This window comes from Shewanella carassii, from assembly GCF_019670705.1.
Lineage (GTDB): Bacteria > Pseudomonadota > Gammaproteobacteria > Enterobacterales > Shewanellaceae > Shewanella > Shewanella carassii.
Window position 1 is genome coordinate 4,252,076 of the sequence record NZ_AP024618.1, and the last position, 14,183, is coordinate 4,266,258.

Annotated in this window: 14 protein-coding genes and 1 riboswitch; of the genes, 7 read left to right on the forward strand and 7 right to left on the reverse strand. The window is 53.6% G+C overall.

The window, feature by feature from the left end:
* Positions 1-12: 12 nt before the first annotated feature.
* The 5 genes from moaE to moaA all read right to left on the reverse strand — a co-directional run bounded on the left by moaE (position 13) and on the right by moaA (position 2,776).
* A complete protein-coding gene (gene moaE, locus K5621_RS19040) occupies positions 13-471 on the reverse strand; it encodes a molybdopterin synthase catalytic subunit MoaE (protein ID WP_039034613.1) in 459 nt (152 codons plus the stop codon).
* A 1-nt stretch (position 472) separates the two neighbouring features.
* On the reverse strand, positions 473-721 hold the full coding sequence (gene moaD / locus K5621_RS19045; protein ID WP_044735499.1) for a molybdopterin synthase sulfur carrier subunit: 249 nt from the start codon (positions 719-721) through the stop codon (positions 473-475).
* A 4-nt stretch (positions 722-725) separates the two neighbouring features.
* Entirely contained in the window at positions 726-1,202 is a 477-nt protein-coding gene (gene moaC / locus K5621_RS19050; protein ID WP_025889198.1) for a cyclic pyranopterin monophosphate synthase MoaC, read from the reverse strand.
* The gene (gene moaB, locus K5621_RS19055; protein ID WP_100143302.1) at positions 1,195-1,725 is read right to left on the reverse strand and encodes a molybdenum cofactor biosynthesis protein B; all 531 of its coding nucleotides are present in this window, start codon (positions 1,723-1,725) and stop codon (positions 1,195-1,197) included. Before moaB ends, moaC begins: the two co-directional genes overlap by 8 nt.
* 70 nt (positions 1,726-1,795) lie before the next feature.
* Positions 1,796-2,776, reverse strand: coding sequence for a GTP 3',8-cyclase MoaA (gene moaA, locus K5621_RS19060; protein ID WP_100143301.1), 981 nt, complete (start codon positions 2,774-2,776; stop codon positions 1,796-1,798).
* Positions 2,764-2,899: riboswitch (molybdenum cofactor riboswitch) on the reverse strand. (Overlaps the previous gene by 13 nt.)
* Positions 2,900-3,131: 232 nt before the next feature.
* Here moaA and K5621_RS19065 point away from each other — a divergent pair.
* From K5621_RS19065 to K5621_RS19075, 3 genes are all read left to right on the forward strand, one after another.
* Positions 3,132-4,781, forward strand: a complete 1,650-nt coding sequence (locus tag K5621_RS19065) for an electron transfer flavoprotein-ubiquinone oxidoreductase (RefSeq protein ID WP_221051247.1) — start codon at positions 3,132-3,134, stop codon at positions 4,779-4,781.
* Positions 4,782-5,043: 262 nt separating this feature from the next.
* Positions 5,044-6,954, forward strand: a complete 1,911-nt coding sequence (locus K5621_RS19070) for a methyl-accepting chemotaxis protein (RefSeq protein ID WP_100143300.1) — start codon at positions 5,044-5,046, stop codon at positions 6,952-6,954.
* 151 nt (positions 6,955-7,105) lie between these two features.
* Positions 7,106-7,423, forward strand: a complete 318-nt coding sequence (locus K5621_RS19075; RefSeq protein WP_221050051.1) for a hypothetical protein — start codon at positions 7,106-7,108, stop codon at positions 7,421-7,423.
* A 104-nt stretch (positions 7,424-7,527) separates the two neighbouring features.
* Here K5621_RS19075 and K5621_RS19080 read toward each other — a convergent pair whose 3' ends face one another.
* Positions 7,528-9,066, reverse strand: a complete 1,539-nt coding sequence (locus K5621_RS19080) for a DUF3612 domain-containing protein (RefSeq protein WP_221050052.1) — start codon at positions 9,064-9,066, stop codon at positions 7,528-7,530.
* 146 nt (positions 9,067-9,212) lie between these two features.
* Between K5621_RS19080 and K5621_RS19085 the strand changes: the two genes are divergently transcribed.
* A complete protein-coding gene (locus K5621_RS19085) occupies positions 9,213-9,767 on the forward strand; it encodes an aldolase/citrate lyase/malate synthase family protein (protein ID WP_190533901.1) in 555 nt (184 codons plus the stop codon).
* 215 nt (positions 9,768-9,982) lie between these two features.
* A complete protein-coding gene (locus K5621_RS19090; RefSeq protein ID WP_100143297.1) occupies positions 9,983-10,906 on the forward strand; it encodes a YeiH family protein in 924 nt (307 codons plus the stop codon).
* A 404-nt stretch (positions 10,907-11,310) separates the two neighbouring features.
* On the opposite strand, the gene K5621_RS19095 is transcribed toward K5621_RS19090, so the two are convergent.
* Positions 11,311-11,835 (reverse strand): helix-turn-helix transcriptional regulator, encoded by a 525-nt coding sequence (locus tag K5621_RS19095; RefSeq protein ID WP_221050053.1) that lies wholly within the window; start codon positions 11,833-11,835, stop codon positions 11,311-11,313.
* Between the two features lie 150 nt (positions 11,836-11,985).
* Between K5621_RS19095 and K5621_RS19100 the strand changes: the two genes are divergently transcribed.
* A complete protein-coding gene (locus K5621_RS19100) occupies positions 11,986-13,164 on the forward strand; it encodes a TolC family protein (protein ID WP_221050054.1) in 1,179 nt (392 codons plus the stop codon).
* A complete protein-coding gene (locus tag K5621_RS19105) occupies positions 13,161-14,183 on the forward strand; it encodes an efflux RND transporter periplasmic adaptor subunit (RefSeq protein WP_221050055.1) in 1,023 nt (340 codons plus the stop codon). Before K5621_RS19100 ends, K5621_RS19105 begins: the two co-directional genes overlap by 4 nt.

Genomic DNA, 14,183 nt, shown 5'->3' on the forward strand with positions numbered 1-14,183 from the left:
CAAACGCTCCGGTTACTTTTCCCAGGCCTTGGCGGCCTGCTCGTCGGCATCGCGGGCCTCAACCCAGTGTTGGCCACTGTCACCGGCCTCCAGCTTCCAGAATGGTGCCTTGGTCTTGAGGAAATCGATGAGAAACTCACAAGCCGCAAACGCCGCCTTGCGGTGGGCACTGCTGACACCGATAAACACTATCTGCTCGCCAAGATGCATAGTGCCAACCCGGTGAATGATGGTCAGCTGATTCAGCGGCCAGCGCTCACGGGCTTGAGTGGCGATTTGCCCCAAAACGGCTTCTGTCATCCCGGGATAGTGTTCCAGCGTCAGGTCGGTAACCGCACTGCCATCGTTGAAGTCGCGCACCTTGCCAACAAAGGTCACCACGGCGCCATCGCTATTATCGGCGGCGATGCGGGCATATTCGGCCGGGACATCAAAGTCGGCGGTTTGTACCAAAATACGATCGCTTTGCATCTCAACCTCCGGTTACCGGTGGGAAGAAGGCCACCTCGTCACCCGCTTTGATCTCTGTATGCCAAGGGCTGAGAGTTTGGTTGACGGCTACCAACAGCTTGTCGGACGCCATCACTCTGGCCCACTTGTCGTCTGTGGCCGCCAGTTGGGCACGCAGCGCCTCGGCCGTCAAACCCGGCTGGCTCGCGACTTCAATGGCAGCCGTTCCCAATAATTCGCGTACTTGAGCAAAAAACAGCACTTTAATCATATCGTTACACCTTAAAATGACCGGATTTACCGCCGCGTTTCTCCAGCAGTCTTACCTGGGTAATCACCATATCTTTCTGCACCGCTTTACACATATCGTAAATAGTCAGCGCCGCAACCGAGGCCGCCGTCAGGGCTTCCATTTCAACCCCGGTTTTGCCAGCCAGCTTACACAGGCTGGTGATCCTAACCCGGTTTTGCTCCGGTTCGGCCTGCAGATCCACCTCGACCTTGGTCAACATCAAGGGATGGCACAGAGGGATCAGCTCTGAGGTTTTCTTCGCGGCCATAATGCCGGCGATTCTGGCAGTGGCGAACACATCGCCCTTATGGTGGCTGCCACTCATGATCATCTGCAGCGTCTCAGCTGACATCTCAATATAAGCCTCGGCACGGGCTTCGCGCTCGGTGATCGACTTTTCGGTCACATCCACCATATGGGCGTTGCCGTCGGCATTGATATGGGTAAAGGCATTAGTCATCTATAGCAACCTTTTTCAAATGGGATACGAAGTTACAGGGCCGGTGCCGGGCATCCAGCTGCTCTTTGAGGATCTTGTTCCAGGCCGTACGGCATGCGCCGGTGGAACCGGGCAGACAAAACAGTGCCGTTTGATTGGCGATACCGGCCAATGCCCGCGACTGCACAGTAGAAGTGCCCAGCTCAGTGTAAGTGATGTGGCGAAAGAGTTCACCAAAGCCTTCTATTTCAGCATCAAACAACGGCCGCAGCGCTTCTGGGGTGTTGTCTCTGCCGCTAAAGCCGGTGCCGCCGGTGGTGATGATCACCTGGACATTGGCCGCGGCTATCCATTGGCTGACGATAGCGCGCATCTGGTATTTATCATCCGGGCAGAGCTTACGCTCGACCAAGTTATGCCCAGCCTCCTGCAGTGCCTGTACCAGAAAACGCCCGGAGGTATCCGTCTGCAGATCCCGGCTGTCTGAAAGGGTAAGAATGGCGATATTCAAGGGCTCAAAATGGGTATGAATGCAATGTCCCATGTCAGTTCCTGCTGCTGAATGCTACCGAGATGGCGATGATAGGTATCGGGCGCCCAGACGAGCGCCACCCTCAACCGCCGATAGAGGCCAGGTGTTGGGTCACACCGGTAATGCCTTGGTGCAGATAGTGGGTCTCTTTCTTCTGCTGCAACTGCTGATGCAAACGGGCAATCAACTCATCCTGCTGTTCAGGACTCTGAAGCAGATCCCGAAGATCGACACCATGTTCGGTGAACAGACACAGGTGCAACTTACCCTTGGCAGAAACCCGCAACCTATTACAGCTAGCGCAGAAGTTTTTGGCATAAGGCATGATGAGCCCAATACGGCCACGATAATCAGGATGGCTGAAGTTTTGCGCCGGACCATCTTCGGCCGCAGGCTGATCATACTGCCAACCTTCGGCCTCGAGTCTGGCCTTAATATCGGCTCCAGCCAAGTGATGCGCCTTGAAGTAGTCGTGACCCAAACCGGTTTCCATCAGCTCGATGAAACGCAGATCTATGGGGGTATGTTTGATCCAATGCAGGAAACGCGGCAGATCCTTGTCGTTGAGATCCTTGAGCAGCACGGCGTTGATCTTGACCCGCTCAAAGCCGGCTTCCAGCGCCGCATTTATACCACGCATGACCTCATCGAACTTGTTCTCGCCGGTGATCTGATAAAACATCCTGGGGTCTAGGCTGTCCACAGACACGTTGATCCGCCTCAGCCCGGCGTCATACCATTCTTTTGCGTGCTTCTCGAGCCTATAACCATTGGTGGTAGTGGCGATAGTGTGAATTTCGCTGTTGTCGGCAACTGCGCGGATGATATCGGTAAAGTCTTTGCGCAGCGTAGGCTCGCCACCTGTGATCCGTACCTTGCGGGTACCTACTTTGGCAAAGGCGGCAACCAGATTCTCAATCTCGCTGAGCGTCATAAAAGAGGGCTTGCCCTCCGGGCGATAACCATCCGGCAGGCAATAACTGCATTTGAAGTTACAGACGTCAGTGACTGACATCCGCAAATAGTGAAATCTTCGACCAAAATTGTCTTGTAATTGGGACATGATCACCTTTCCAAGTCAGGGAGGTGAGGGCATTTCTTTGCTCACCCCGGTGGCAAAATTGCCACGGCTAAAGGACCATATCTTCACTGACGTAGGACCAAAAGCTCGGAGAACCGTCTGCGCCAATTATAGGACGAAAAGGGGGGTGAACCATACCCCTAAAAATGTATTTCCCGATCTGGTTCAAATCTGCGTGGACTTTTTGTGACAAGCTTCACTCAGAAATTTCATCAAAACTAACGTCTGCTTTCCGATCAAATACTGTGCCCTGAATAGATTTTCAGGTAAGGTTGGAGCTGGATAAAAATAAAACACCCGTTTACATCGGGGGACTTTGAAGGATAGAGGTGACATGATGGAACGCGAATCAATGGAATTCGATGTTGTTATCGTCGGTGCAGGCCCAGCCGGACTGGCTGCGGCTTGCCGTTTGATGCAGATCTCCAAAGACAGCGGCAAAGAGATCAGTGTCTGTGTGGTCGAAAAAGGCTCTGAAGTTGGCGCGCATATTCTCTCCGGTGCCGTCTTTGAACCCAGCGTATTGGAAGAACTCTTCGGTGACTGGAAAGAACTGGGAGCCCCCCTGCATACCCAGGTTACAGAAGATGAGATCTATCTGCTCAAGTCGGCCGAAGATGGCAAACATCTGCCCAACAGCCTAGTACCCAAGACCATGCACAACCATGGCAACTATATTATCAGCGTCGGTAATCTCTGCCGTTGGATGGCCGAGCAAGCCGAAGGCCTGGGAGTGGAGATATTCCCCGGTTTTGCCGCCAGCGAATTGCTGCTCAATGAAGACGGCAGCGTCAAGGGAATACTGATTGGCGACATGGGCATAGGCGCCGATGGCCAGCCCAAAGACAGCTATATGCCGGGCATGGAGTTGCACGCCAAATATACTGTGTTTGCCGAAGGCTGCCGTGGCCATCTGGGCAAGCAACTGATAGAAAAATTCCACCTGGATAACGGCAAGACACCACAACATTACGGTATAGGCTTCAAAGAGATTTGGAAGATCCCGGCCGAACAACACCAACAGGGTAAAGTGGTTCACAGTGGCGGCTGGCCACTGCAGGAAGGTGCCAGCGGCGGCGGTTTCCTCTACCATATGGAAGACAACCAGGTTGCCGTGGGACTGATCATCGACCTCAACTACAAGAACCCGCATCTGAGCCCTTTCGATGAATTTCAGCGTTACAAGACCCACCCTGTCATCGCCAAGACCTTAAGCGGCGGCGAGCGTTTGAGCTATGGTGCCCGCGCCATTACCAAGGGGGGCCTCAACTCTCTACCCAAGATGAGCTTCCCCGGCGGTCTGGTCATAGGTTGTGATGCCGGGACACTCAACTTCGCCAAGATCAAGGGCACCCACACCGCCATCAAGAGCGGTATGTTGGCGGCTGAGACTCTGGCCGAAGGCCTTATCGCCGGGGTTGAAGGCGGTAAAGATCTTGACTGCTTCCAGGAGCGGCTGGAGCAGAGCTGGCTCTTTGATGAGCTTTACCGCTCGCGTAATTTCGGCCCGGCCATGCACAAGTTCGGCACCTTCCTGGGGGGCGCCTTTAACTATATCGATCAAAACTGGTTTGGCGGTAAGTTCCCTGTCACCCTGAGGGACGAGCATCCCGACTATGCCCAGATGGGTGAGGCCAGCGCCTACAGCAAGATTGACTACCCCAAGCCGGACGGCAAGCTTAGCTTCGACAAGCTCTCTTCCGTGTATCTGTCCAATACCTTCCACGAGGAAGATCAGCCCTGCCATCTGCGTTTGAAAGACGCCAACATCCCTATTGCGGTCAACCTAGTGAAATACGATGAGCCGGCGCAGCGTTACTGCCCTGCGGGGGTCTATGAGGTGGTTGAAGACGAGGGACAACCCAAGTTTGTGATCAACAGCCAGAACTGCATTCACTGCAAGACCTGTGACATCAAGGACCCCAGCCAGAACATCACCTGGGTAACGCCAGAAGGTGGTGGCGGCCCCAACTACCCCAATATGTAATTGATGACTGTAAACCACAAAAACGCGCCTTTTAAGGCGCGTTTATTATTTACCCCCGGCAACATTAGTCCCTATTGATACAAGAGTTTTTTTTGTCCATAATTCGTCCCCACATAATAAGATCCAGCTCCATAAAACAACTGACCCACCTATACTCTACAAAGACTTAAAGGGAAGTCCCTGCCAAGTGGCATTCAGGCCGACCAGACTCGAAGTTGGCGCCGTTTTCCACGCAATAACAGTTATGGAACAGGCGATCGTTATGAAACTCATGCTTACCATCAAACAAAAGATTTTACTGACGGTGACTCTGGCCGTGCTGATGTCGACTATTTTAGTTGGCATTCTCAGCCAACGTAGCGCCCGCGAAGTCGTCGAACAACGCATGCTAGGCTCAGAACTGCCCAGCTTAATGCTGCAGATCCGCAACAAATTGGATCTGGAGATCAGCCCCTCAATGCATGCCGCAGAACAACTGGCCCACAGCCCATTACTCACCCACTGGCTGGAGCAGGGACGCCCGGAAGCTGAAGAGCCTCTGGTCATTTCACAACTACAGGGACTGATTCGCCAATATCATCTGGTTCAAGCCGCCTATGCCGACCGAGAAACCGGAGCCTACTATACCCAAGACGGCTTCCTGCGGATCCTCAATCCACAACAGGATGGCTGGTTCTTCGTCTATAGAGACAGTCGTCGGGAACGTATGATGAATGTGTTCACCGAGGCCAACGGTGAAGTGAAGCTTTTCATCAACTATCAGCAGCCAGATGGCCGAGGTTTGGTGGGACTGGCCAAGTCTCTCGATGATATGGTGCGCCTGCTCAACTCCTTTAAGATAGAGCAAAGCGGTTATGTGTTCCTCACCGACAATCAGGGCAAGATCCAACTTCATCCTGACAAGAGCTTGATGAATAACAAAAATCTACAGGATCTCTACCCGGGCAGCACCAGCAAGCTGTTGAATAAGGGTGACTTCCAATTACTCGAAACCGAAGTCGATGGTACCGACATGCTGGTTGCCAGCAGCTATATCCCCTCCATGGATTGGTATGTGGTGGCTCAGGTTCCGCAAGAAGAGATCTTTGCCCTGTTGCAAGAGGCCGCCTATCAAATTCTGTTATGGACAGTATTGATTGCCGCTGGCTTCATCTTCTTGGCCGTGCTAGTAGCCGGCTCTGTTAGCCGCCCCATCAGTAATATCGCCGAAATGTTCCGCGACATAGGTGAAGGTGAAGGCGACTTACGCCAACGCTTGCCGGTAGACGGCGAGGATGAAATCGCCCAACTCGCTAAAGGCTTCAACAGCTTTATCTCCAAGATCCAGGAATCTGTCATTGAAGTGGCCGCTACCAGCGAACAGTTAGGGCTATCCGCCAAGGATGTCTCGGCGCAGGCCCAGCAGACCATGAACGACAGCCAGGATCAGAAGGAACGTACCATGATGGTGGTAACCGCCATCAACGAAATGGGGGCAACCGTTAACGAGATTGCCGCCAACGCCGAGCAGGCGGCGCTGACAGCCAAAGAGGCCGACAGCGAATCGGCAATGGGCCAACAGGTAGTAACCCATGCCAGGGATACCATTAATCAATTATCGCAGGATGTGGCTCAGGTCGGCGAAGTGATCGAGTCGCTGGCGACCCACACCAAGTCCATCGGCGGCATTCTGGATGTGATCCGTGCCATCTCGGAGCAAACCAATCTACTGGCATTGAACGCCGCCATTGAGGCGGCAAGAGCCGGTGAGGCCGGCCGTGGCTTTGCGGTTGTGGCCGATGAAGTTCGCAACCTGGCTTCCCGCACCGCCGCCTCAACCGATGAAGTGCAGGTGATGATAGATAAGTTGCAGGCCGAAGCCGCCAGAGCCGTCAGTGCCATGGAGCTGAGTCGCAATCGCTCCCATGAAGGGGTGCAGGCCGTGGATGAAGCCAGTCAGGCGCTCAGTGGTATCTCGGGACAAATTGCCCAGATAAGCGATATGAACATCCAAGTCGCGGCAGCCACAGAGGAGCAATCCACCGTTGTGGAGGAAGTTAATCGTAACGTCAGTGAGATCAATGAGATAACTCAGCGCACTGCCCAAACAGCTGAAGCCGCAGCAGCAGCCAGCGATGCACTCAACAATCTGGCCCGCAGGCTGGATACTTTAGTCGCCCGCTTCAAGGTTTAACCTCAGGTTCCCCAACGGCAGCCTTGCCACTGCCGTTGGGAATACTGAACCTCATTCCCGCAAAGCCTTGAGTACACATGCCACTTCTGAATCTTACTGCTGATTGGTATAACATAGCCGCAACTATCTTTCGGCTAATAAAAGAGTATTCATGGAACCACAGATAGAATGGGCGCTGTCACATATCGCCTGGCTGATGTTTATTCTGGCAGGACTCTTCTTTGTCTTGCAGCTTTGGCGTTGGCAGCAACTATTGAAACATATACGGGTTCAGTATCCTGAACTTACTCATATAGATGAAAATAATTCATCCAATATAGCGATAAGAGTCAAACAGTCGCTGGAGTCTGGCACTCTGGCCAACAGCCAAGATCCTGTGATTATTCGCTATCAGAAACAACAGAGCAGCCTTAGACTGATCATGGCCATTCTGTTGACCATAGGCTTTCTAATGGCCATATTGGAATAAGCTAAAACCCGTTAATAACTGCGCCATTCAAAACACACCATGGATGAATATGAGTTATCTATGGTCTGTGTTTGCCAACCCAAGGTTCTCTTAGTGTTCCAAGGTTATTGTTTGGGCCAGGGAAAGCTCACCTCTGGCTGCTCGCCATAACAGGAGGGTCGTCTTGGGCAAACCGCACCTCTGGAGCAGATCAATCTGGCATCACCGGCGATACCACGCTCGACCCAATTGATATTGAGGATCCGTGCAACCGTCAACAGTTGCTGTTTTATCTTTCTGGGAATGGCGCCTTCTCCGCCCTGCTCGACACAAGCCTGTTTAAGATCCTGCGCCAATGACAAGGCATCCTCCCCCTGGGCCTCAATGGCAGGATTGAGATCTATTCCGGCACAGAGCACATGATGATTGCCGGCCAAGTCTTTGACCTTGACCGATTCACAGCAATAGATCCTGGGTTGTTGCTCCACATCCAGAATGGATATCTGCGCCGAACTGCCTTCCTTGGGCTCGGTGATCATCCGAAATACCGCCCAGTGCTGACAAGGATCGGCCACCGCCCGCATATTGCCCCAGGGCAGCGGAATACCATTGCCGCGATACACAGCTTTTAGCTTGCCCGGCGCATAGGCATCGAAGTAATGCCAGTGAGGATAAGGTGAAACCACTGTCATACGCCGCATCGCTACCGAAGGAGAAACCCCAGCCAATCGGTGAGCATCTATCTCGTAGCCGTACCTGTCCAGCAGTTGCCTGAATGCCACCTTGGGGCAGAGCAAGGCCCCGGCAAAGAAACTGGCCTCAAAACCACGCCAAGCCTGGAGTATATCCTGGGCATTGAGAGACGAACTCTGGATCTGGGGATCGGTTTCACTGAAACCACTGCGGCCCACGGTCAACACATTGCTCAGCCCATCGCGATTGTGCAGCACACAGTGACCTAAATGCACCGCCAAATCGTACTTGAGCCTAGTAGGTTGAGACTTGAGGATCTCGTTGAGAAATAGCGTTCCCGGCGGCTCCATGTAGGAAGTCACCAACTCCCCGGCACTGTTCCCCTGGGCATCCGTCAGCAGTTTTGCCGGCCGGGCGAACCATTGGATCTTCAGTCCCTGCGCCGCGGCGAGATCCAGCATCTCTTCTACCGACAAGGGCAGGCGCTTCTTACCCACCTCTTCGGCGGCCCTTTCCAGATCGGGGAAATGGTTTTGATGGTGTTCCTGATGGGCGCGGATCAACAGGTGGGCAAACTGGCGGCCGCTGATCCCCGTTTGTGACAACATCTCGGGAATGGCTATCTGCAGGATATCATTGGAAAACAGGAAGCCCGGCTCCAGCGGCATACCACTGACCCCGCCGCGTCGCCCCTTGTCCGGGGTGATTGCCTGCTCCTCAGGCGCATCGTCCAGAAACCAACTCACCTCTTTCTGAAAAACTGCGGCTATGACCGCCAGCATACCAGCGCTGGGAACACGCTTGCCCCTTTCGATCATCGACAGGTATGACACAGACGGCGCCGACTCAGGATCGACCCTGACACAGCGTGCCGACAAGTCTTCCATAGTTAAGTGATTGCGCTTTCTGAGGTTTCTTATTTTAGTACCCAGAAAATGTGACTTACGGATCAGGCTTTGGTCTTGGCGCATTTTGTAAAATTCACACTGTAAAATTTTTATTGTGAAATTGTAATCAAAAAAACGCTAGCCTACAAATTAAGCAATTCACAGGAATTGTCCGGCCATGAGGCGACAGTGCCATCAGGTCAAGGAAAGCAAAACACGAGGGCGAGACGATGAACATCTCCACTATGCAGCAAAAAATCAATCAAGAGCACAACCCTTTCATCGCCGAAGCCGTCTTTGCCGTGGAAGCACTCGGTGAACGCCATATCGCCGACAAGATGGCCAATGCCAAGCAACTGCTTGACCGGCTGTTCCCACTGGCAAACGGCTCACATGCCGAGGTGGTTTGCTATGTGGTTTACTATCAGCATCTCTTGGCCTGCTTTGCCGATGGCAGCCAGTGTGGCCTCAAACAGCCACAACAGTTTGTCGCCCTGAGCGGCCACCGCAGCGAGCCAGAAGCCATACTGCTCAAGGATGATTGCGGCTGTCACCTGGAACTGAGCTTCGATCGTCAGGGCTGCATCGGCAGCCGCGACTGTGCCGCCATTGAAGACATTCAGCTGGAACGCTGTCTCATCGATGGCCGCTGTCAGGACAACAAACTCAAGCGTGAGTGGATTAGCCTGTTGCACAATGATGGCGGTCAACCACGCAGCAACAAGAGTTGCAAACGCTTTACCACTAAAGATGGCCATGAATATCAGTTGTCTTCACGGGTCTAATCGCAACAGAGCGTCATAGGCACTTGGCCTTATTAAACACAGCAAACTTATGCCAGACGTGACATCGACTCAGGAGCGGGGAACTGGCTTCCCTGATCCTGTTGTCTTAGTCAGAGATTCAGTAAAACTTACGCTGGATATTAAGTTAATTTTAGTTTTCCTAGCATTTTGCCTCACTTATACTAACGCTCCCGGAATCTTGCTATCTCTTGTCCATGAGCCAACTGCAGAAAAAGTGGCTGTTTTGCCTGCTTGCCATCGCCTGCCTACACCCCTCAATCTCCTCACCTCTGGCACTCTTGGTGGGATTTGTGCTGGCTAATCTCGGCTGGTTGCCATCGGACTGGGATCTGGGGAAACTGACCAAAAAACTGCTGGCCATCTCCATTGTCGGCCTGGGTTTTGGTATTCCGCTGCAACAGGCGATCGACGCCTCTGTAGGCAATTTGCCGTTAATCCTGGGATCAATATTGCTGACACTGCTGGCGGGCACGGCGTTGACTCGGGTTTTGGGGTTGGATAGGCGAGTCGGTCACTTGATTGCCAGTGGCACCGCCATCTGTGGTGGCAGCGCCATCGCCGCGGTGGCACCGGCTATCAATGCCCGCAACGAACAAACCGCCATTGCCCTGGCCTGCGTCTTTGTACTTAACTCGGTTGCCCTGTTCGTTTTTCCCGTGATAGGTCATCTGCTGCAATTAAGCCAACATGACTTCGGAGTTTGGAGCGCCATCGCCATTCATGACACCTCGTCAGTGGTGGGCGCCGCATCCACCTACGGTGAAGAAGCACTTAAGACAGCGACCACCATCAAACTGGCACGTGCCTTGTGGATAGTGCCTCTGGCGGCAATCAGCGCCTTGTTATTTGGTGGCAAGGGGAAACTCAATATTCCCGGATTTATTCTGTTTTACTGCCTGGCTATCGTTATCACCAGTTTGTTTCCTCAGGGTCAATTTATCTATCAGGAGCTATTTGAGCTGGCGAAGCGCACCCTGGTAGTGTGTTTGTTCCTGATTGGCTGTGGTATCACCTTCAGGAAACTACAACAGAGCGGTAGTAAGCCCTTACTTCTCGGCGTGATCCTCTGGCTGCTTATCGGCAGCTCGTCTCTTGGCTATATTCTCTGGCAGGGTTGAAAACAGGTAACAAAAGCCTACGAAGGCACTGAGTTCTATCAGAGCCCGCAACAAGCCTTGGGTCTGGGTCGATGCCAGTACCACCAGCAAGAGAAACAGCAGGATATAGCCAGGCTTCACCGCCACCTCCACAGTTAAATAATGCCGCTATTATTGGTGTCTGTGGAGCCTGGGTGCCAATATCGATTCTCAATAATAAAGAACCCAAAGCACTAAGAAAAAATTTTTTATTCCTTTTTATATACATTAACTGGCAGGAAACCCGCTCTCTGAGACGGGGATAGCCTGCTAGCAAGAAGGAAAGTTGCCGGGGAAATACCTAATCCTACTTGCTCAGCCGCCGCAGGATTGGCTTCAAGAAACTCGTGTAAAGTCGCTCCAAAACGACAGATGCCACCCGCATCTTAGGCCGCCTGTGAAGTATCGGCGCTAGCAACGGGTTGAATAAAGTCTTCCATAAACCAGGCACAGAAGGTATGGCGGCCATCGACATCCGCCTTGGCGTAAATTGCCGAGGCCTGCTGCCGCACCGTCTTCTCCTTGGTGCTGCGAACACTGGCAATCTCTTTGAAACTCAAGCCTTTCAACAATAATAAAGCCACTTCCTGCTCACTGCGGGTCAGCGACCAGAGCTCAAATTGTTGCTGTACCGCCTGGGTGTATTCCTGGCGGGCGGCTTGCATTCGACTGGAGATATTGCAGATCCTGGCATCGGCATTGGCCAACTTTGACTTAAGTAGCTGCATCTCACGGCTGCGGCGGAGCAGATCAAAACTGATATACAGGGCGCCACAGGCGGAAAGCGCCACCAAAATGCCCTCCTGCACTATGTGATAAGTCGGCACACCAAGTTGCATATCTGACAACACATCCAGCAGATTCAGCGTCATGATCACACTGAGCAGCACTATCATCACCAGATCCTTCATTGACGCAACTCCCGATTAATAAGCTTAAAAAACATGCAGTTAACTTATGGTACATATGTCCCATAAGTGCAAATATGATACAGGTCGCCGAAGACAACAGGCCAAATCAGTGCCAGGCTGGCGGCTGGTATTTCCCCAAGAGACACTCCCATGAAAATCCGCCCCCTCTATCTGGGTTGTAGCCTGCTGTTAATGGTGTTTCAGCTGAGAGCGGCCCCGGAAACAGACAGAGACGCCCTTTTGTCCCTGAGTCAAAACAGGCTGCACACATCTTCGGCACAATTGGCTCCAATATATCACAGCTCGGACTGGCTGACAGGCTTGCCAAGCATCAGTTTGAGCCATCTTGGCAGCCTGGAAAGCCACAACAGCTATGAGCAGGAGCTCTCACTCAACCTGCCTTTTCAGTCGCCGGCCATGCAGCGCCAGAATGCCAAGCTCAAGCCCATTAACGAACGCATGCTGGAATTGCAGAGCCAACTGCAGCGCCTCTATCTCTCAGGCCTGTTGCGTCAGTATTGGTGGCAACAGGCACAAGCCGAGCAGGAGCTGGCGCAACTGCGCCACAAGCAACAGGTACTGCAGCAACTGCTGCAACGGCAACAGGCCCTGAGCCAAAGTGGTGAAATGCCGGCAACTGCGGTACTGCTGTTAAAACGTGAATTGCTGGAGTTGTCGCTCACTAAACTCCCACTGGAGCAACAACAACAAGAAGCCAATGAGGCACTCAAGCGCCTGACCGGACTGCAACAGCTGCCGTCACTGGATGAAAGTGACACCCCCCTGCCGGATGATGCCGGTGCCGGGCATCCCATGTGGCAATTGCTGGCGCTGCAGCAGCAACGTCAGCAGCTCACCACAAACGCCCAACTCGAAGGAGATGACACTCCTTGGCTGGTGTCTGTCACGGCCAAAAACACTGCAACTCTGGGACAGGATGAACAGTCTCTGGGTCTGGCACTGGAGATCCCCTTGCCTGTTGGCAACGGCCTGAACCAGCAACAGCTTGGCGAGTTGCAGCAACAAAGGCTGCAACTGGAGCAACAGCAACAACAGCAGTTACTGCAGAGCCAACTGCAGTTGCAGCAACTCAAACGTCGTCAAGCCCAGCTACAACAAGAGCAGCAAGGGCTGGAGCAAGCCTTGCAGCTGAGCAAACAGCTCAGCCAAACCCTGCTGACCACGGCCGAACAAGGCCCAGCCCAGTATGAGTCCTGGCTGCGGCGCCATCTTGAGGCCCTGGATACCCAAGCCAGGCTGTCGCTCAACCGGCTGGCACAAGCCCAGCTGCATTCCCAACAACTGCAAGCGCTCGGAGTTACCCTATGACCCCTAAAACCCTGGTTGGCACACTGGTGTCGACACTGTTCTTCTCCCCGCTGTGGGCGCAGGAAATCTCGGTTGCGGACCTAGGCAAGCTGACACTCAGCTTCACCTCAGTGAACCAAGTACAACAGATAGAGGCCGCCCCTGTACCGGCAATATTGGCGGCTCAGCCCGGCAGCAGCTTCTATCTCACGGCACCGGAAACCATCCAACAGCGACGCTGGTTGGTGGCCGAAGGAGAATGGGTCGATGAAGGCCAAGCGCTGGTGCAACTTAAGGGCGCCGAAATTGCCCACTTTCAACTGCAATTTACCGCCGCCGAAGCGGCATTCAAGCTCGCCAAGCAGCGCTATGATCGCAACCAAAAGTTGCGGGCCAACGGCGCCATAGGTGCCGAAACCTGGTCGCAGATAAGCCAGCAGTATTTCGACGCTTTGCTGCAATATGAACACCTGCAGCACTTCAGTGAATTGCTTAAGCCGGGGGACAATCCCGAGACTCTGATATTGCACGCGCCCATGGCCGGACTGCTGCAATACGGCGATAGCAGTGAGCCACTGATGAGCGGCGCCCCTCTGCTGGGGATACTGCCCGCCGACGAACTCAGGCTTAAGCTGCGTTTACCCCTGGCTCAGAAAGACAGTGTCAATGCCGTGATGGCCGGAGAGTGCCAACTGCAGATAAGTCGCAAGGACCAGCTGGCCAAACAGGGCTTTGTCGACGCCTGGAGCCAGGCCGTTCCCCCAAGCTGCGGCCTGCAACCCGGGCAGCAGTTGCAGGTTATTCCGCTGCAGGCCATCAATGCCTTGGTGGTACCCAAACAGAGTCTCTATTCCTGGGGCACTGGCAGCCAGGTGCTGAGTCACAGCCAAAATAAGCTGCGGCCAACCGACGTGCAAGTGCTAGGCGCCAGCGCCGACAGCTACTTCCTGGCGCCCAATGAGACACTGGTCGGTGCCGAGGTGCTGAGCGACTCAGTGGCGGCCGTCAAAGGCATACTCCTGGGTTTGGGGGGCGAATAG